General features: G+C 73.5%; 16 protein-coding genes. 4 read left to right on the plus strand and 12 right to left on the minus strand.

The window, feature by feature from the left end; all coding sequences use genetic code 11:
- Positions 1-74: 74 nt before the first annotated feature.
- Entirely contained in the window at positions 75-971 is an 897-nt protein-coding gene (locus tag ACIF9R_RS26530; RefSeq protein WP_399984843.1) for a 5-dehydro-4-deoxyglucarate dehydratase, read from the minus strand.
- 188 nt (positions 972-1159) lie between these two features.
- On the opposite strand from ACIF9R_RS26530, the gene ACIF9R_RS26535 reads away from it, so the two are divergent.
- A complete protein-coding gene (locus ACIF9R_RS26535) occupies positions 1160-1942 on the plus strand; it encodes an IclR family transcriptional regulator (RefSeq protein ID WP_399984845.1) in 783 nt (260 codons plus the stop codon).
- A 185-nt stretch (positions 1943-2127) separates the two neighbouring features.
- Positions 2128-3495 carry an MFS transporter gene (locus ACIF9R_RS26540; RefSeq protein ID WP_399984847.1) on the plus strand — a complete coding sequence of 456 codons (1368 nt, stop codon included), beginning with the start codon at positions 2128-2130 and terminating at the stop codon, positions 3493-3495.
- Between the two features lie 348 nt (positions 3496-3843).
- Here ACIF9R_RS26540 and ACIF9R_RS26545 read toward each other — a convergent pair whose 3' ends face one another.
- The 9 genes from ACIF9R_RS26545 to hrcA form a co-directional block, all read right to left on the minus strand.
- Complete coding sequence (locus ACIF9R_RS26545) at positions 3844-4041, minus strand: hypothetical protein (RefSeq protein ID WP_399984848.1); 198 nt, start codon at positions 4039-4041, stop codon at positions 3844-3846.
- Between the two features lie 4 nt (positions 4042-4045).
- Positions 4046-4960, minus strand: coding sequence for a ribonuclease Z (locus tag ACIF9R_RS26550; protein ID WP_399984850.1), 915 nt, complete (start codon positions 4958-4960; stop codon positions 4046-4048).
- Between the two features lie 6 nt (positions 4961-4966).
- The gene (locus ACIF9R_RS26555) at positions 4967-5320 is read right to left on the minus strand and encodes a histidine triad nucleotide-binding protein (protein WP_399984852.1); all 354 of its coding nucleotides are present in this window, start codon (positions 5318-5320) and stop codon (positions 4967-4969) included.
- Between the two features lie 107 nt (positions 5321-5427).
- Positions 5428-8634, minus strand: coding sequence for a S41 family peptidase (locus ACIF9R_RS26560; protein WP_399984853.1), 3207 nt, complete (start codon positions 8632-8634; stop codon positions 5428-5430).
- 46 nt (positions 8635-8680) lie between these two features.
- The gene (locus ACIF9R_RS26565; RefSeq protein WP_399984855.1) at positions 8681-9229 is read right to left on the minus strand and encodes a hypothetical protein; all 549 of its coding nucleotides are present in this window, start codon (positions 9227-9229) and stop codon (positions 8681-8683) included.
- A gap of 207 nt (positions 9230-9436) precedes the next feature.
- A complete protein-coding gene (locus ACIF9R_RS26570) occupies positions 9437-10186 on the minus strand; it encodes a 16S rRNA (uracil(1498)-N(3))-methyltransferase (protein ID WP_399984857.1) in 750 nt (249 codons plus the stop codon).
- Entirely contained in the window at positions 10183-11256 is a 1074-nt protein-coding gene (locus tag ACIF9R_RS26575) for a nitronate monooxygenase (RefSeq protein WP_399984858.1), read from the minus strand. Before ACIF9R_RS26575 ends, ACIF9R_RS26570 begins: the two co-directional genes overlap by 4 nt.
- A gap of 238 nt (positions 11257-11494) precedes the next feature.
- Complete coding sequence (dnaJ, locus tag ACIF9R_RS26580) at positions 11495-12634, minus strand: molecular chaperone DnaJ (protein WP_399984860.1); 1140 nt, start codon at positions 12632-12634, stop codon at positions 11495-11497.
- A complete protein-coding gene (gene hrcA / locus ACIF9R_RS26585) occupies positions 12634-13650 on the minus strand; it encodes a heat-inducible transcriptional repressor HrcA (RefSeq protein ID WP_365900297.1) in 1017 nt (338 codons plus the stop codon). Before hrcA ends, dnaJ begins: the two co-directional genes overlap by 1 nt.
- Before the next feature lie 156 nt (positions 13651-13806).
- Here hrcA and ACIF9R_RS26590 point away from each other — a divergent pair, with 156 nt between their 5' ends.
- On the plus strand, positions 13807-14541 hold the full coding sequence (locus tag ACIF9R_RS26590) for an MBL fold metallo-hydrolase (protein ID WP_399984862.1): 735 nt from the start codon (positions 13807-13809) through the stop codon (positions 14539-14541).
- Positions 14542-14575: 34 nt separating this feature from the next.
- Positions 14576-15397 carry a DUF3097 domain-containing protein gene (locus ACIF9R_RS26595; RefSeq protein WP_399984864.1) on the plus strand — a complete coding sequence of 274 codons (822 nt, stop codon included), beginning with the start codon at positions 14576-14578 and terminating at the stop codon, positions 15395-15397.
- Positions 15398-15474: 77 nt separating this feature from the next.
- On the opposite strand, the gene hemW is transcribed toward ACIF9R_RS26595, so the two are convergent.
- Together hemW and ACIF9R_RS26605 are read right to left on the minus strand one after the other, a co-directional pair.
- Positions 15475-16707 carry a radical SAM family heme chaperone HemW gene (gene hemW, locus ACIF9R_RS26600; RefSeq protein ID WP_399984866.1) on the minus strand — a complete coding sequence of 411 codons (1233 nt, stop codon included), beginning with the start codon at positions 16705-16707 and terminating at the stop codon, positions 15475-15477.
- Positions 16708-16734: 27 nt separating this feature from the next.
- Positions 16735-18828, minus strand: coding sequence for a SpoIIE family protein phosphatase (locus tag ACIF9R_RS26605; RefSeq protein WP_399984868.1), 2094 nt, complete (start codon positions 18826-18828; stop codon positions 16735-16737).
- Between the last annotated feature and the right edge of the window lie 345 nt (positions 18829-19173).

Below are 19173 nucleotides of genomic sequence, written 5' to 3' on the forward strand. Positions count from 1 at the left end.
GGAGCGGGAAGCCGGCGTGGGCGGCGTGGGCGGCGTGGGTGTCGCGGGTGTCGCGGGTGTCGTGCTCGGCGTGGTCACAGGGCGGCTCCTACGAGGTCGAGTCCGGTGGCGAGCAGGGTCCTGAGGTCGGCGAGGTCGCGGGCGGTGGGGTCGGTGAGCGGGGCGCGTACGGGTCCCACGGAGTGGCCGCGCAACCGGGCCGCGGCCTTCACCAGCGCCACCGCGTATCCGGGTGCGCGGTCGCGCAGTTCGACGAAGGGGACGTAGAAGCCGCGCAGCAGCTTGTCGAGGGTGCCCTCGTCGCCGTCGCGCAGGGCGGCGAAGAAGGCGTTCGCGATCTCGGGGGCGAAGGCGTGGACGGCGGAGGAGTAGGCGGGGACGCCGACGGTGGCGTAGGCGCGGGCCTGGATCTCGGCGGTGGCGGCGCCGTTGAAGAAGAGGAAGTCCTCGGGGACGGCGAGGGTGAGGCGTTGCAGCCGGTCGAGGTCGCTGTGGCCGTCCTTGAGGCCGATGACGCCCGGCAGGGCGGCGATCCGCCTGAGCGAGTCGGCGGTGTAGGCGACCTGGCCGCGCTGGTAGGTGACGAGCGGCAGCCGGGTGCGGGCGGCGATCGCCTCCAGCTGGGCGACGAGTCCGTCCTGCGGGGCGGTGACGAGGTAGTGCGGCAGGACGAGGAGCGCGTCGGCTCCGGCGTCCTCGGCGATGCGGGCGAACCGGGTGGCCTGGGCCCAGCCGTAGCCGACGCCGGCGACGACGGGGATCCGGCCGGCGCTCTCCTCGACGGTGAGGGTGACGACCCGGCGGTACTCGTCCTCGTCCAGGGAGAAGAACTCGCCGGTGCCGCAGGCGGGGAAGACGGCACCGGGGGCGGTGGCGATCCGGTCGGCGACGTAGGCGCGGAAGCCGTCCGGGTCGAGGGAGCCGTCGTCGTGGAAGGAGGTGAGGGGGAAGGACAGGACCCCGTTCACCATCCCGTCCTCCAGGCGTCTCGCCACGGTGGCCCTACCGCTGGTGTCCGTATCGGGACTCACCCTCGCTCATCTCCCTATGTAGATGCCATCCACGTATACAAATGCAGGTTAGATACGCGAACAGGAGGGCGTCAATGGTCCGGCACGCGCCCCTCACTTCCGGACACCTCCGGACTACGATCGGCCGCATGCCGGAGACAGGGGGCGTGCGCGAGGTGAAGTCCGCGGCGCGCACGGTGGAGCTGCTGGAACTGCTCGCCGCGCGCGGCGACCGCCCGGCCCGCCTCCAGGAGCTGGCGGACGCGCTGGAGGTGCCGCGCAGTTCGATGTACGCGCTGCTGCAGACGCTGGTCGCGCGCGGCTGGGTCCGCACCGATGTCACCGGCTCGCTCTACGGCATCGGCATCCACGCCCTGCTCACCGGCACCGGCTACCTCGACTCCGATCCGCGCGTGCGCGCCGTGCGCCCGTATCTCGACGAGGCGTCCACGACCCTGGGCGAGACGATCCACCTGGGCCGGCTGGACGGGTACGACGTGGCGTATCTCGCGACGCGCGAGTCGCACGAGTACCTGCGGACCATCAGCCGGGTGGGGAGGCGGCTCCCGGCACACATGGGCGCCCTGGGCAAGGCACTGCTGGCCGAACGGCCGGACGACGGACTGCCCGAGGGCCCCTACGAGGCGGCGACACCGCGCACCCACACCTCGCGGGAGGCACTGGCCGCCGATCTGGCCCGGGTGCGCGGGCGCGGCTACTCCATCGACCGCGAGGAGGGCGTGCCGGGGATCGTCGGCTTCGGCTTCGCGCTGCGCTACGACTCACCCGCGCAGGACGCCATCAGCTGCTCGGTGCCGGTGGCCCGGCTGACGCCGGAGCGGGAGGAGCGGATCGTCGCCGTGATGCGGGAGATCCGGACGAAGGTGGAGGCCATCGTTCCCGCAGGTGGCGGGGCTGTTCACTGGCGGTAGCGGAAGCGGTTACCCAGCCTTTCGGAGCGCCAAACCCATAAGTGACATAGATCACATCTGACGCCCTCCCGTTGCCGTCCTCCGGCTTGATACAAATTGCCCGCGCGCTCCTGTCAGTCGACGGTCGTCGCTCCCCCTTTTCCTCGCATTTCGCACCGTCCCTTTCGCATGCCCCGGGAACGCCCGTGTTCGCCCCCCGCACCACTCCCTGGCCCCTCGTCGCCCTTTTCACGGCCGGGTACCTCGCCCCCTATCTGCTGCCGACCACCGTCGGCCGGCTGGAACGTGGGCTCGACCTCTCCGCCACCCAGGCCGGAGCCGTCGGCAGCGCGCTGCTGTTGAGCTCCGCCACCGCCGGTTTCCTGCTGGCGTCCCGGGTGGAACGGGTCGGAGCCCGGTCGCTGGCCCGGCTGGGTCTGGTCCTGGCCGTCATCGGCTATGGCGGGGCCGCCCTGACCAGCGCCCTGCCTGCCGTCGTCGCCGGTGCGATCGTCGGCGGCTTCGGCTCCGGTACGGCCACGACGGTCGCCGCCACCCTGATCGCCGCCATGGGGGCCCCCTCGCGCGAGGACGTTCGAGCGTGGGGGAGGGATCCGCACCGTGCCTCCACCCTCGGACTGCTCGGCGTCTCCGCGCTCGCGGGCGTGGTGTACCTGACGGTGCCCCATCTGCCCGGCCACGGAGTCACCCTCGCCGCGATCGCCCTCACCGCGCTGGCCGTGTGGCCGCTGACGGCACAGCTGCCCGCCGGCTCGCACGGTCCCCGCCCCGCCGGCCCGGACCCGGCCGTCACCCGCCTGCCGTACCGGCGTTCCGGGTTCGTCCTGGCCGGCTGCATGCTGCTGTGGTCGCTCGCGCAGAACGCGCTGTGGGGGGTGAGCGGACGCATCGGGGTGAGCCAGGCGCACCTGCCGGAGGCGACCGTGGGTGTCGTCTTCGCGGTGGCGCTGGGCGCCGGGCTGCTGGGCATCCTCGGCGCGGGTGCGCTGGGCTCCCGGCTGGGGCGGGCGCTGCCCATCGGCGGCGGCACGGTCGTCATCGCCGGCTGCATCGCGCTCAGCGCCTCGACGACCGGGTTGGGCAGCTTCGCCGCGGGTGAGATCGCCTGGAACACGATCTACCCGGTGGTGCTGTCGTACCTGATCGGGCTGGCCGCCTCGCTGGATCCCCGGGGGCGGTGGGCCGCGCTGGTCGGCTCGGCCTCCGCGCTCGGCACGGCGGCGGGGCCGCTCACCGGGAGCGTGCTGTCCTCGCAGGCCGGGTTCCCGGTGATGGGCGCGGTGCTCGGCGCCGGTCTGCTGCTGGTCGCGCTGCCGATGACGGCGGTCGCCCTGCACGCCGGCGGACGTCCGCTGCTGCCGGGCGCGGTCCGCCGCCGCGGCGGCCACCCGGCGGCCCTGGTCGCCGCGGCCACGGTCACCCCCGCGGGCGCGGTGCCCGAGGTCGGCGCGCCGGAGCAGCCGGTCGTGGAGATCCCCCTGGACGGCACCCCCGCCCCTGCGCGACGCGCCTACGACACGGCGGCGGCCACCCGGGCCCCGGGGGCCCACTGACGCACCCGGCACTCCGGCGCGTCCTCGCGTGCCCTCCCGCAGGGGCGGTCGTACCTTCCCGCACGCACATCCCCACCTACCGCCTCGCAGGGACAGTCACGCACGTCCGGAGCGGCCACCATCCGAGACAGTCGCACCTCCCCGCACGCACGTCCCCGCCCACCGCCTCGCAGGGACAGCCACGCACGTCCGGAGCGGCCACCATCCGAGACAGTCGCACCTCCCCACACGCACATCCCCGCCCACCGCTCCGCAGGGACGGTCGTACCTCCCCGGAGGGGTGCCCCCCGGGGCGGCCGGGTGGCGCGACGGGCACCCCGTCGGCGTCGGGCCGCGCGGCATCCCAGCTCAGCGGTCGCGTCCCGCGAGGCGGTGTAAGCGATCACGCGCTTCGCCCTCCGGTACCCGGCTCGCGACGATCTCCACGTCGGCGCGGCACGCGAAGCGGCCCGGTCCGGCGCCGAAGTGCCCCAGCCGGTCGACGTGCCCGGCGTGACCTGCGAGTTCCAGTCCGCTGATCGGCTGGACCACCCGGCGGGACGCCATCCGCTCAGCCGGGCCCCCGGCGCTTCGGGAGCCCCACCCGTTGCAGATCGTGCGCCACGGTGAGCTCGGCGTCGTACCCGGCCGCCCTCGCCTGCCGCTCGAACTCCTCCGGGTCGGTGTAGCGCTGGCTGAAGTGGGTCAGCACGAGATGCCGTACGCCCGCCTCGCGGGCCACCCGCGCCGCCTGCCCGGCGGTCAGATGGCCCACCTCCACCGCGAGTTCCTCGTCCTCGTCGAGGAACGTCGACTCGATGACCAGCATGTCGCAGCCCTCGGCGAGCGCGTACACCCCGTCGCACAGCCGGGTGTCCATGACGAACGCGAACCGCTGCCCGCGCCGCACCTCGCTGACCTCCGCCAGCGACACCCCGTCCAGGGAACCCTCGCGCTGGATGCGGCCGACGTCCGGGCCCTTGATACCGTGCGCGGCCAGCCGCTCGGGCAGCATGCGCCGGCCGTCGGGCTCGACCAGCCGGTAGCCGTACGCCTCGACGGGGTGGGACAGCTTCCGCGCCTCCAGCGTGTAGCCGGGGGTACGGGCGAGGGGGCCGTCCGCGTCGACCGGGGCCTCGGTGAGGGGGACCGTCTCACGGTAGGCGGTCGCGTACCGCAGGCGCTCGAAGAAGCGCTGCCCGGAGCGGGGGTAGTGGGCGGTGATCTCGTGCGGCACCTGGTCGAGGTTGACGCGCTGGATCACCCCGGCGAGGCCGAGGGAGTGGTCGCCGTGGAAGTGGGTGACGCAGATCCGGTTCAGGTCGTGCGCGGCGACCCCGGCCCGCACCATCTGCCGCTGCGTGCCCTCGCCGGGGTCGAACAGGATGCCCTCGCCGTCCCAGCGCAGCAGGTAGCCGTTGTGGTTGCGGTGCCGGGTGGGGACCTGGCTGGCGGTGCCGAGCACCACCAGTTCACGTACGGACAAGGCCGGCTATCCGGGGGGCCAGTCGAGGCCGCGACCGCCCAGGACATGGGCGTGCGCGTGCCAGACGGTCTGCCCGGCACCGCTGCCGGTGTTGAAGACGGTGCGGTAGCTCTCCAGCTTTTCCTCGGCCGCGACGGCCTGTGTCTCCCGCAGCACGTCGGCGGCGAGTTCGGGCGCGGCGGCGGCGAGGGCGGCGGCGTCCCGGTGGTGCGCCTTGGGGATCACCAGGACATGGGTGGGCGCCTGGGGGTTGATGTCACGGAACGCGACGGTCGTCTCCGTCTCCCGCACGATCGTCGCCGGAACACTCCCGTCGACGACCTTGCAGAACAAGCAGTCGTCCTGCGGCTCCCCGGCCATACACCCTCCTCGACCCGACGATCACTTACCCGGGCATGGTATCCACGCCGGCGCCGCCGCGGGCACCCGTCCCCGCGCCCCTCCGCGCGACCGCCTCCCGGCTCGGCTCAGGGCAACGCCGGCGGCACCTTCGCCGGCGTCGTCTCCAGCGCGGACAACGCCAGCCGCACCGCTTCGTCCAGCTGCACGTCCCGCCCCGCCGCGTGGTCCTGCGGCCGCTGCACCACCTCCACGTCGGGGTCGACCCCGTGGTTCTCCACCCCCCAGCCGTACCCCTCCAGCCAGAACGCGTACTTCGGCTGCGTCACCAGCGTGCCGTCGACCAGGCGGTACCGGCTGTCGATCCCGATCACGCCGCCCCACGTCCGCGTCCCCACCACCGGACCGATCCCCAGCGCCCGGATCGCCGCGTTGACGATGTCCCCGTCCGACCCGGAGAACTCGTTGGCCACGGCGACGACGGGCCCCCGGGGCGCGTCCCGCGGATAGCTCTCCGCCCGCATCCCCCGCGGCAGGTCCCACCCCACGATCCGCCGCGCCAGCTTCTCCACCACCAGCTGCGAGGTGTGGCCGCCCCGGTTCTCCCGCACGTCCACGATCAGCCCCTCACGCAGCACCTCCACCCGCAGATCGCGGTGGATCTGCGCCCACCCGGGCGCCTGCATGTCCGGCACATGGATGTACCCCAGCCGTCCGCCGGACTTCTCCAGCACATACGCCCGCCGGTCGGCGACCCACGCGTGATAGCGCAGCGGCTCCTCGTCGGCGAGCGGCACGACGACGGCGTGCCGCAGCTCGCCGCCCCCCGCGGGCGAGACGGTCAGTTCGACGGGCTTGCCCGCCGTCCCCACCAGCAGCGGCGCGGGTCCGGTCACCGCGTCGACCGCCCGGCCGGCGACGGCGACGATCGCGTCCCCGACCCGCACGGCGACCCCCGGCGCGGCGAGCGGCGAGCGGGCGTCCGGGTCGGACGTCTCCGCGGGCAGGATCCGGTCGACCCGCCAGCTGCCGTCCTCGTGCCGGGAGATGTCCGCCCCGAGCAGTCCCTGCCGCGCCCCGTCGCCGTAGCCCCCGCGCGGGGTGACATAGGCGTGCGAGGTGCCGAGCTCCCCCTGCACCTCCCAGAGCAGATCCACCAGGTCGTCGTGCGTGGCGAGCCGGTCGAGCACCGGCCGGTACCGGTCCAGGACCCCGTCCCAGTCCACCCCGCTCATGTCGGCACGCCAGAAGTTGTCCCGCATGATGCGGCCGTTCTCGTCGAACATCTGCCGCCACTCGGCGACCGGGTCGACGAACTGACGGACCCGCCCCAGGTCGACGGTGATGTTGGTGTCGCTGTCGTCGTCGCCCGAGGCCCGCCGGTCGCTGGGGACGACCTTCAGCCGCCCGTCGGTCCACAGCAGCACCCGCTTGCCGTCGCCGCTGACCTCGAAGTGGTCGGCGTCCACGGCCAGATGCTCGACGCGCTGCTGGGCGAGGTCGTAGCGCTCCAGGTCGGTCTTGGGGTCGGGGTCGTCCGGGGTGGCCCTGGACGCGCCGAGCACGCCCCGCACCGGGTGCCGCAGCCACAGCACCCCGTCCTTGGCCGCGCGCAGGTTGGTGTAGCGGGCGGCCTCGACCGGGAACGGCACGATGCGGTCGGCCAGTCCGTCGAGGTCGATCCGGGTGGTGGGGGTGCCCTCGCTGTCGGGCGTCTCGTCCCGGTCCGGTGTCTCGAAGGGCCGGCCGTGCCGCTGCGGGCCGAACGGGGACGGGGTCGTCGCCGCGAGGGTGATCAGATACGGGCGTACGCCCTCGACGAAGGCCAGGTCGAACACGTGCTCGTCGTAGACCGGGTCGAAGGAACGGGTCGACAGGAACGCCAGATGCTTGCCGTCGAGGGTGAAGGCGGGCGCGTAGTCCTGGAAGCGCAGCGGGGTCGCCTCGGTGACCGACAGGTCGGTGGTGTGGGCGAGGCGGAGCTGGCTGAGCGGCCGCGGTCCGGGGTGGGACCAGGCGAGCCAGGTGGAGTCGGGCGAGAAGACCAGCCCGGACACGTCGCCGTCCTCGCTGCGGTCGACCTCCCGCACGTCGCCGGTCTCGCGCTCGACGAGGAGGAGCCGGCCGTCGTGCGAGGCGATCGCGGCGCGGCTGCCGTCGGGCGCCATGGCCAGTTCCACGACCCGGCCGAGCTGCCCGGCGGCGATCCGGCGCGGGGTCGCGCCGGGGACGAGACCGGTGGCGGGGGCGAACTCCAGGGCGTCGTCGCCCTCGGCGTCGGTCACCCACACCACCCACTCCTCGCCGTCCGCGCGGAAGGTGCGCGGGCGCCGGGCCCGTACACCCGGTGTCGCGGCGAGGGCGCGGGCGGGGCCGGAGCGGTGGGTGACCCAGTGGACGGTGCCGCGCACACAGACGGCGCTGCCGCGCGCGGTGTGGTCGGGCGACGCGGACCCGAACCAGCGGGCGGCGTTCACCGGGAACGGCTGGAGGTCCACGCGCTGCCCCCCGAGCCGGATGTCGAGGCGGCGCGGCTCGGCCCCGTCGAGGTCGTCCAGGATCCACAGCTCGCCGGCGCTGGAGTAGACGACCCGGGTGCCGTCGGTGGCGGCGTGCCGGGCGTAGAAGCGGTCGAGGGGGGTGTGCCGGCGCAGGTCGGAGCCGTCGGCGAGGGAGGAGTACAGGGCGCCGGTGCCCTCGTGGTCGGAGAGGAACGCGAGACGGTCCCCCGCCCACAGCGGGTACTCGATGTTCCCGTCCAGCCCTTCGTGCAGCCGTACGAACTCTCCGTCGTCCTCACGGTCGATCCACAACTTGCCCGCGGTGCCGCCCCGGTAGCGCTTCCACCAGGCGGCCTCGCGGCCCATCGGCGCGGACAGCAGCACGGTGTGCGGGCCCCGGGCGACATCACCGACGGGCCCGTACGGCAGGGTGGCGGCGGGTCCGCCGTCGAGCGGGACGGCGCGGGCCCAGGTGCGGCGCAGGCTGGCCTGGCCGTGGGTGCTGATCGCGAGGACCCGGCCGTCGGCGGTCCAGCCGCGCACCTGGGTCTTGAGGCTGCCCCAGTGGGTCAGCCGGCGGGCCGGTCCGCCGTCGACGGGCGCGATGTGCACCTCGGGGGCGCCGTCGCGGGTCGAGGTCCAGGCGACGGTGGTGCCGTCGGGCGAGACGCGTGGATGGTTCACCGGCACGTTGTCGGCACTGACCCGCCAGGCGCGGCCGCCGTCGAGCGGGGCGAGCCACACGTCGTCCTCGGCGGTGAAGGCGACCAACTCGCCGTGCAGATGCGGGAACCGGAGATAAGCGGCGGATGCGACCGATGCGGGCTGTGTCACCCGGTCACCCTACGCAGGCGCGGGCGGTCCTGGACAGGGGTTCCGATCACTTGCCCTCGACGGGGCGACACGACGGGTACTGGTCGCACCACACGGTCGTCGTGACGGTCACGGTGACGGTGGGGTTCGGGCCGCGGTGCGTCGGCTCACCCACGCGGGGCGGGCTCGTGTCGTCGCAGTCACCGAGTCCGTCGACGCGGAACACCTGCTTCCCGTCCACCTTCGCGGTGATGTTCCCGCGCACACAGGCGCCGTTGACGGCGTGGGTGATCCTCCCGGTGACGGTGATCTCCTTGCCGTCCTGGGTCTCGCCCTGGCAGTCGACGGTGGCGACGCTGTTCTCGTTCGCCGACGGGGTCGCACCCTTCTTTTCCCCGAAGGACCCGGTGCAGGTGAGCCAACGGACCTTGGTCTTCCGCTGGTTGAGTTCGTCGGTGGCGACCTGGTCGGTGGTGAACGCGACGGCCGCGGAGCCGATGCCGCCGCCGCCCTCGCACGCGGTGACCCCGGCCATGGCGGCCGCAGCGAGGCCGACGGCGAGTACGTGCCGGCGCCGGGCGCGCGCCGGGCGCGGGAACCATTTCGTCGCGCTCATGGACGGCAGACTGCCATCGCCGGGGGCGGGGCGGTAGGGCGCATACGGCCACATACGTGTTCGCCCCCGAGGGCGCTGCCCCCGGACCCCCGCTCCTCAAACGCCGGAGGGGCTGGCATCAGCCCCTCCGGCGTTTGAGGAGCGGGGTCCGGGGCGGAGCCCCGGTTTCGGGACGGGAAGGGGCGGCGGGGGCGAGGAAACCTCCGGTCAGGACCAGCGGCCCGTACGTCCCAGCAGCAGCGCCGCCGCGGCCGTACCCGCCGTGGACGTCCGCAGCACACTGCGCCCCAGCCGGTAGGCCCCCGCCCCGGCCTGCGCGAAGAGCTCCAACTCCTCCGGCGAGACCCCGCCCTCGGGTCCGACCACCAGCACGATGTCCCCGGAGACGGGAAGTTCGGCGCTCGCGAGGGGCCCGGTGCCGCTCTCGTGGAGAACCGCGGCGAACGACGCATCGGCCAGAAGTGAGGCAACCTGCCGGGTCGTCGCCGCGTCCGCGACCTCGGGAAAGCGCACCCGGCGGGACTGCTTGCCCGCCTCCCGGGCCGTCGCCCGCCACTTGGCGAGGGACTTCGCCCCCCGCTCGCCCTTCCACTGCGTGATGCAACGCGACGCCGTCCACGGCACGATCACATCGACACCGACCTCGGTCATCGTCTCCACGGCCACCTCGCCCCGGTCGCCCTTGGGCAGCGCCTGGACGACGGTGAGCCGGGGGAACTCCTCGGGCTCCTCGGTGACTTCGCCGAGCCGCACGATCAGCCGGTCCTTGCCCTCGGTGGCGTCCACCTCGCCCTCGGCCCAGCGCCCGGCCCCGTCGGTGAGGACGACGTGCTCGCCGGCCCGCAGCCGCTTCACGGACACGGCGTGCCGCCCCTCCGGACCGTCGAGCACGTAGCGGCCGGCGCCGCCCCCGCCGCCCGCGTCGAAGTGGTCGACGACGAACACCGGCGCGGTCATCGGGCACCTCCCGCCGACAACGCCGTCCGGGCGGCGGCCAGTTCGGCGGCCAGGACCTCCACCAACTGCCCGGCGGGCAGCTCACGGGCCATCCGGTGGCCCTGTCCCGCCCACAGCGCCATGCCTTGCGCGTCACCGGCCTTGGCGGCGGCCTTGCGCAACGGCGCGGTGAGATGGTGGACGTCCGGGTAGGCGGCAGGCGCGTACGGTCCGTGCTCGCGCAGGAAGCGGTTGGCCAGGGCACGGGCAGGGCGGCCGGAGAAGGCCCGGGTCAGTTCGGTACGGACGTACAGCGGGCTGGTGAGGGCCTGTTTGTGCAGGGCGTGCGCGCCGGACTCGTGGGCGGCGACGAAGGCCGTACCGAGCTGGGCCGCGGCGGCACCGGCCGCGAGGACGGCGGCGATCTGGCCGCCGCGCATGATGCCGCCCGCGGCGACGACCGGGATACCGACGGACTCCCGGACCTGGGCGACGAGCGACAGCAGTCCCACACCGGAGCCGTCCGCCTCCGGGACGTCCCGGTGGGTGCCCTGGTGGCCGCCGGCCTCCACGCCCTGCGCGATCACCGCATCCGCCCCGGCCCGCTCGACGGCCCGTGCCTCCTCCGCGGTCGTGGCGGTGACCATCGTGTATGTGCCGACGCGGCGCAGGCCGTCCAGCACCTCGCGGGCCGGCACGCCGAAGTGGAACGACACCACGGGTACCGGGTTGTCCAGCAGGACGGCGAGCTTGGCGTCGTAGCCGTCGTCGCGGCCGCTGTCGGGGTCGCCGAGCTCGGTCTCGTACCAGGTGGCCTCACCGGCCAGCTGGTGGGCGTAGACGCCGACGGCGGCGGGGTCGGCCGTCTCCGGCTGCGGCAGGAAGAGGTTGACGCCGAACGGCTGGGCGGTCAGCCCCCGCAACTGCTTGATCTCCTGGTACATCCCGTCCGCGGTCTTGTACCCCGCGGCCAGGAAACCGAGCCCGCCCGCCTCGGAGACGGCGGCGGCGAGTTGCGGCACGGCGACACCGCCCGCCATCGGCGCCTGCACGATCGGGTGCGGGAAGAGATCGGTCGGTACGGAGGACATGACGGCATGTTGTCACGTCCCCCGAACAACTCCGAATCCGCCCTTCCCTCTGGCATAAGCCACTTTTCACCGGGCCGGCGGGGCCGGGACCGGCCGCCGCCGAAGCGGGTCCCAACGCCCGTTGAACGCGTCCTTCAACTGCGAGAACAGCCCCTGCTGACCCGGCTGACCCCACCACCCGGAGGCCGACCCCCGGACCCCCGGCAGAACACCACACCAGGTACCCGGCACCAACCGGTCAGCGCCCGTTGAACGCGTCCTTCAACCGCGAGAACAGCCCCTGCTGACCCGGCTGGAACTGCCCCAGGGGCCGCTCCTCGCCGCGCAGTTTGGACAGTTCGCGGAGCAGTCGTTCCTGTTCGGGGTCGAGCTTGGTCGGGGTCTGGACCTCGACGTGGACGATCAGGTCGCCCCGGCCGCCGCCGCGCAGGTGGGTGACGCCCCGGCCGTGCAGCGGGATCGACTGGCCGGACTGGGTGCCGGGCCGGATGTCGACCTCCTCCATGCCGTCCAGCGTCTCCAGCGGCACCTTGGTGCCGAGGGCCGCCGCGGTCATCGGGATGGTGACCGTGCAGTGCAGGTCGTCGCCGCGCCGCTGGAAGGTCGAGTGCGGGAGTTCGTGGATCTCGACGTACAGGTCACCGGCCGGGCCGCCGCCGGGGCCGACCTCACCCTCGCCGGCCAGCTGGATCCGGGTGCCGTTGTCGACACCGGCCGGGATCTTGACCGTGAGCGTGCGCCGGGAACGGACCCGGCCGTCGCCCGCGCACTCCGGGCACGGCGTCGGGACCACGGTGCCGAAGCCCTGGCACTGCGGGCAGGGCCGGGACGTCATGACCTGGCCCAGGAAGGACCGGGTGACCTGCGAGACCTCACCGCGGCCGCGGCACATGTCACAGGTCTGCGCGGTGGTGCCGGGCGCCGCGCCCTCACCGCTGCAGGTGGTGCAGACGATCGCCGTGTCGACCTGGATGTCCTTGGTCGTACCGAACGCGGCCTCGTCCAGCTCGACCTCGATGCGGATCATCGCGTCCTGGCCGCGGCGCGTGCGCGAGCGCGGCCCGCGCTGCGACGCCGTGCCGAAGAACGCGTCCATGATGTCGGAGAAGTTGCCGAAGCCACCGGCCCCGAAACCGCCCGCGCCACCGGCACCACCGGCCTGCGAGAGCGGGTCGCCGCCGAGGTCGTAGACCTGCTTCTTCTGCGGGTCCGACAGCACCTCGTAGGCGGCGTTGATCTCCTTGAACCGCTCCTGGGTCTTCGGATCCGGATTGACGTCCGGATGCAGCTCGCGGGCGAGCCGCCGGAAGGCCTTCTTGATCTCCTCCTGCGACGCGTCGCGGCGCACGCCGAGTACGGCGTAGTAGTCCGTGGCCACTACGACTCCGCCAGGATCTGTCCGACGTACCGTGCCACTGCGCGTACCGCTCCCATCGTTCCGGGGTAATCCATGCGGGTCGGTCCGACCACGCCGAGCTTGGCGAGAGCCTCGCCGCCCGAACCGTAGCCGACCGACACGACAGACGTGGAGTTGAGTCCCTCGTGCGCGTTCTCATGACCGATCCGGACGGTCACGCCCGGATCCTTCGCCTCCCCGAGCAGCTTGAGAAGCACGACCTGCTCCTCCAGCGCCTCCAGAACAGGCCGGATCACGAGGGGGAAGTCGTGTCCGAAGCGGGTGAGATTGGCGGTACCGCCGATCATCAGCCGCTCCTCGTTCTCCTCGACGAGCGTCTCCAGGAGAGTGGAGAGCACCGTCGAGACCGTACCGCGATCCTCTGCCTCGAAGGCCTCCGGGAGGTCCTCCACCAGACTCGGCACATCGCTGAACCGGCGGCCCGCGACCCGGCTGTTGAGCCGCGCCCGCAGGTCCGCCAGGGACGCCTCACCGAACGGCGCCGGGCAGTCGACCATGCGCTGCTCGACCCGCCCGGTGTCCGTGATCAGCACCAGCATCAGCCGCGCGGGCGCCAGGGCCAGCAGCTCCACGTGCCGCACCGTCGAACGGGTCAGCGACGGGTACTGCACGACGGCGACCTGCCGGGTGAGCTGCGCGAGCAGCCGTACGGTCCTGGCCACCACGTCGTCGAGGTCGACGGCGCCCTCGAGGAAGTTCTGGATGGCGCGCCGCTCGGGCGCGGTCATCGGCTTCACACCGGCGAGCTTGTCGACGAACAGCCGGTAGCCCTTGTCGGTGGGGATGCGCCCGGCGCTGGTGTGCGGCTGGGCGATGAAGCCCTCGTCCTCCAGGGCCGCCATGTCGTTGCGCACGGTGGCCGGGGAGACGCCGAGGTTGTGCCGCTCGGTGAGCGCCTTGGAGCCGACGGGCTCCTCGGTGCCCACATAGTCCTGAACGATGGCGCGCAGCACCTGGAGCCTGCGTTCACTGAGCATCGCGCGCACCTCCAGTGGCTGTCAGCTGTCCGCGACGTTCCGCGCGGTAACGGCTCTGGCACTCTTCGCACGCGAGTGCCAGACTTCCCCGGGCCAGTGTACGGCCGGGTAGTACACCCCGGGCAAGGCCGGGCGCCATCCCGTTAGCGTCGAGGCATGAGCGTGACTTGGGAAGAGTCGGGATGGGAACAACTGGCGCCCGGGGTGGGCCGGCGCCGGCTCCCGGTGTGGGACTGCACGGTGGGGCTCGTGGTGGGCACGGACGGCGTGCTGCTCGTCGACGCGGGCTCCGGGCTGGGCGAGGGCGCACGGTTGCGGGCCGAGGCGCAGGCGCTCACCGGCCGCCGTGTGACACATCTCGCGCTCACCCATCCCCACTTCGACCACGTCCTCGGGGCGGCGGTGTTCGCGGGGGCGGAGGTGTTCGGCGCGGTGGGCATGGAGACGGTGCTGACGGCGCGCGGGCGCGAGGAGCTGCGCGCGGACGCGGTGCGGCACGGGCTGGACGCGCGGGTGGCGGAGGAGGCGGTGGACGCGCTGGTCCCGCCGCGGCACGCGGTGTCCGGCGAGTGGACGCTCGACCTGGGCCCGGACGGCGGCCGGCCGGTGCTGCTGGCGAACGTGGGCCCGGGGCACACCGCCCACGATCTCGCGGTGCTCGTCCCCGGCGACCCCGGGGTGGTGTTCTGCGGCGATCTGGTCGAGGAGTCGGGCGAGCCGCAGGCCGGGCCCGACGCCGTACCGTCCCGGTGGCCTGCCGCCCTGGACCGGCTGCTGGCGCTGGGCGGCGAGGGCGCGCGGTACGTCCCCGGGCACGGAGCGGTCGTGGACGCGGCGTTCGTACGGGCCCAGCGCGACGCCCTGGCGGCCCGCTTCGGCGTGTCGGAGTGATCGCCGGGGGCGGGATCCTCGTATCGTCATCAGAATGCGCCAGTACTCCGCCGATCTGACCCCTCCGTGGAAGAAGCCGCAGCCTCCCGCTCCCGAGGTCGCGGCCGAGCCCGGCCTGGTGGTGGAGGAGCCCGGCACCGGTTTCTGCGGCGCGGTGATCCGCTGCGAGGCGGGCACGGTGACGCTGGAGGACCGCTTCGGCAAGCACCGGGTGTTCCCGCTGGAGCCGCGCGGGTTCCTGCTGGAGGGGCGCGTGGTGACGCTGGTGCGCCCGGCCGCCGGTCCTCGTAGGCCCGCCCGTACGGCGTCCGGGTCGGTGGCCGTCCCCGGCGCGCGGGCGCGGGTCGCCCGCGCGGGGCGGATCTACGTCGAGGGGCGGCACGACGCGGAGCTGGTCGAGAAGGTGTGGGGGGACGATCTCCGCATCGAGGGCGTGGTGGTGGAGTACCTGGAGGGTGTGGACGACCTGCCGTCGATCGTCGACTCCTTCGCGCCGGGTCCGGACGCGCGGCTGGGGGTCCTGGTCGACCATCTGGTCCCGGGCTCGAAGGAGTGGCGCATCGCGGAGTCGGTCACGAGTGAGCACGCGCTGGTGGTGGGCCATCCGTACATCGACATCTGGGAGGCCGTGAAGCCGTCCTCGGTCGGCATCGAGGCGTGGCCGCGGGTGCCGCGGGGACAGGACTGGAAGACGGGGGTGTGCCGGGCGCTCGGGTGGCGGGTGGCGAACACCGGCGAGGCTTGGCAGCGGATCCTCGGGGCGGTGCGGTCGTACAAGGACCTGGAGCCGGAATTGCTGGGGCGGGTGGAGCAGCTGATCGATTTCGTCACGGCAACGGCCGGCGGTGAGGCCTGACGCCGGGCATGGTGCCGAATCCGCTGGTGTCGAGTTCGACGCCCAGGGCATCAAGGGTCAGCGGGTCACCCGAGTGATCAGTCCACCAGGTCCCTGACCACCGCGTCCGCCAGCAGCCGCCCGCGCAGTGTCAGCACGGCGTGTCCCTCCTCGTACGGCGCCCGTTCCAGCAGCCCGTCCGTCAGCGCCCGCCGCGAGGCCTCCAGCCCTTGCTCCTTGAGCAGGGACAGCGGCGCTCCCTCCCGCAGCCGCAGCTCCAGCAGGATCCGCTCCACCCTCCGGTCCTCGGCCGGCAGGATCTCCCGGCCCGCCCCCGGGGACCGCCCCTCCGCGAGTGCCGCCGCGTACGCGCCCGGGTGCTTGACGTTCCACCAGCGCACGCCACCCACGTGGGAGTGGGCGCCGGGGCCCGCGCCCCACCAGTCGGCGCCGCGCCAGTAGAGCTCGTTGTGCAGGCAGCGGCCGGCGTCCGAGGTGGCCCAGTTCGACACCTCGTACCAGTCGTAGCCCGCCGCCGACAGCGTCTCCTCGGCGATCAGGTAGCGGTCCGCGTGGACGTCGTCGTCCGTCATCGGGACCTCGCCGCGGCGGATCCGGCGGGCGAGCTGCGTGCCCTCCTCGACGATCAGCGCGTACGCCGAGACGTGGTCCGGTCCGGCGCCGATCGCGGCGTCGAGGGAAGCCCGCCAGTCGTCGTCGGACTCCCCCGGCGTGCCGTAGATCAGGTCGAGGTTGACGTGGTCGAAGCCGGCCGCGCGGGCCTCGGCGACGCAACGCTCGGGGCGGCCGGGGGTGTGGGTGCGGTCGAGGACCTTCAGTACGTGCTGCCGGGCGCTCTGCATGCCGAAGGAGATCCGGTTGAAGCCGCCGGCGCGGAGGGCCGCCAGATAGGCGGGGTCGACCGACTCCGGGTTCGCCTCCGTGGTCACCTCGGCGTCCGGCGCGAGGCCGAACTCGTCACAGATCGCGCTCAGCATCCGTACGAGGTCGTCGGCGGCCAGCAGCGTCGGCGTACCGCCTCCGACGAACACCGTGCGGACCTCGCGCGGATCGTCGCCCAGCACCTTCCGCGCCAGCCGGACCTCGTCGACCAGGGTGTCGGCGTAGTTGTCGCGGGAGGCCAGCACGCCGCCGCTGCCGCGCAGCTCGGTTGCGGTGTAGGTGTTGAAGTCGCAGTAGCCGCAGCGGGTCGCGCAGTACGGGACGTGCAGGTAGAAGCCGAGGGGGCGGCTCTCGGCGCCGGCGAGCGCGGACGCGGGCAGCGCGCCGTCGGCGGGGACGGGCTCGCCGTCGGGGAGTGCGGAAGGCATGTGCTCCATTGTCCCGCACCCGCCCCGTCACTCGGCCTGGAGCACCAGCAGGGCGAGATCGTCGGCCGGGGGACGTGCCCCGAAGTCGTGCACGAGCTGCGTGATCCGTTCCGCTATCGGCCCGGCGTCCATCCCCGCGCACGCCGACAGGGCCGTGGCCAGCCCGTCACCGTCGTCGAACTGGCGGGTGCCGGAGCGTCGCTCGGTGACCCCGTCGGTGACGCAGAGCAGGCTGTCGCCGGAGTACATGTCGAAGGTCTCACTGGTGTACGTGGCGTCCTCGACGACCCCGAGCAGGGTCTGCGGACGGGCGACGGTGCGGACGGAGCCCCCGGGATCGAGCAGGAGGGGCAGGGGGTGTCCGGCGGAGGCGACGGTGCAGCGGACGCCGCCGTGGAAGGGGGCGAGTTCGCCGTAGAGGAGGGAGAGGAAGCGGGTCTGGGGGCCGTCACCGGGGGCGGTGGGGCGGGCGCCGGCGGCCACCAGGGCGCGGGCGGCGGCGTCGGCGGCCTCCGTGGCGTCGTCGAGAAGGAGCTGGTTGAGGCGGTCGAGGACGTCGGCGACGCGGTAGCCCTCGCGGGCGAGCAGCCGCAGCCAGGGCCGGACCAGGCCGATGACGACGGCGGCCTCCGGCCCCTTGCCCTGGACGTCGCCGACGGCGAAGCACCAGCGGCCCTGGCCGGCCGGGAAGAGGTCGTAGAAATCACCGCTCGGTCCGCCCTTGTCGCAGGGCTCGTAGACGAGTGCGCTGCGCACGCCGGGGATCTCGGCGACGGCGCCGGGCAGCAGGCCGCGCTGGAGCACGGCGCTGATGGTGGCCTGGCGGGAGTACTGCCGGGCGGCGCCGATGGCGAGCGCGACCCGGCGGCCGAGGTCCTCGACGAGGCCGGTGACCTCGTCGGGGAACGCGTCGATCCCGCCCCTCCCGATCACCAACGTGCCGAGCGGCCGCCCGCCGGCGACGAGCCGGTAGGCGAGGGCGGTTCCGGGGGTGACGGCGAGGGTGGTACCGGGGGTAGTCCCGGGGGCGGCCGCGGAGGCGGTACCGGGGTTGGTGGCAGGGGCGGTACCGGAGGTGGTCCCGGGGTCCTGGTCGTCGGCGTCCGGGGTGTCGCGTGTTTCGTCCGGCCACGGATAGGGGGCGGGACCGGCCCGCAGCGGGTCTCCCGCCGGCGGCGGGTTCCGTTCCAGGGCCCGGCTCAGTTCCTCGATGCGGTCCTCGCCGGCGTGCCAGACCCGGGCGAGGCGGGGGCCGCCGGCCCGGTCGCCCCCGCTCCAGCCGCCGTGGCCGGTGGTCTCGTCCTCCAGCCACACCGCGCACCAATCGGCCAGCCGCGGCACGATCAGCTGGCCGGTGAGCGAGGTGACCAGGTCCTCGTCGAGCTGCCCGGCGAGCAGGTCGGACGCCTCGGCGAGGAAGGAGAGGGCGCCGCGCCCCAGCCAGGTCCCGTCCCGCCCGTCGCGGCGGGCGAGCCAGTCGTCCCCGTACGAACCGGCCAGCCAGGTGTCCCGGCCGGGGGACGTGCTCCGGGCGGCGAGTGGGGGCAGGGGGTCGGGCGCGAGGATCTCCGCGACCCTGAGGTCGGGTGCCGGAGCGCACGCGTCCCCGTAGGGGGCGATCCGCTCGCCGGCCGGGTACTCCCCCGTGGGCAACCGCGCCCACACGGTCTTCGTACCCGGGCGGTAGGTGATCCCCCAGGAGTCGGAGAGCGCGGCGACCAGGCGCAGGCCCCGCCCGTACTCGGGGGCGTCCCGCGCCTGCGGTGTCTCCGGTTCGTCGTCACGCGGGGCGCGGGAGGGGTGCTGGTCGGTGACCTCGACGACGAGGGCGCCGGTCTCCTGCTCCAGCCGGCAGGCCAGGCGCACTTCGGTGCCGGCGTGCACGACGGCGTTGGTGACCAGTTCGCTGGCGATGAGTGTGGCGTCGTCGCCGACCTGACCGGTGAGGTGTCCGGCGCCGGGCAGCGCGAGTTCCGCCCATTCGGCGAGCGCCTTGCGCAGCAGCGCCCGCGCGGAGCCGGGGGCGAGGGGACTTCCGGACAGGGTCGTTTCCACCCGCGCGCAGCCCCGCACGTCGGGCCCGCACGAGGCGGTCTCCCGCTGGGTCGGAATGGCCCGCATGGGCGGCTCCCCGGGCAGTTCGTACGAAGAGAACTCGATCGCTGCCGACAGGGTGACAGAAAGACTCCACCCATACGCAGCGAGTCACCCAAGTGAACCGTCACGGGTGAGAACCACGTCACACCTGTGGTCAAAAACGGTCGAAAGCCACCCGACTTCGACCAGTGACGGCCCCGCCCCCACGACTGAGAACCCCTGACGAAATGCAGTTCGGTCGAAGACTCCGCTGCCGACGGCGGATGTGCGGTTGCTTGACTTCCTCCCCCTCCTGAAGGAGGGGGATTCCTACGGCTCGCGCCGTGGGGTTTTCTGCTTCATCGCCGACTGCCCGCCCGGAGTACTCCG

This window comes from Streptomyces sp. NPDC086080, from assembly GCF_044540255.1.
In the GTDB taxonomy this organism is placed as follows: Bacteria; Actinomycetota; Actinomycetes; order Streptomycetales; family Streptomycetaceae; genus Streptomyces.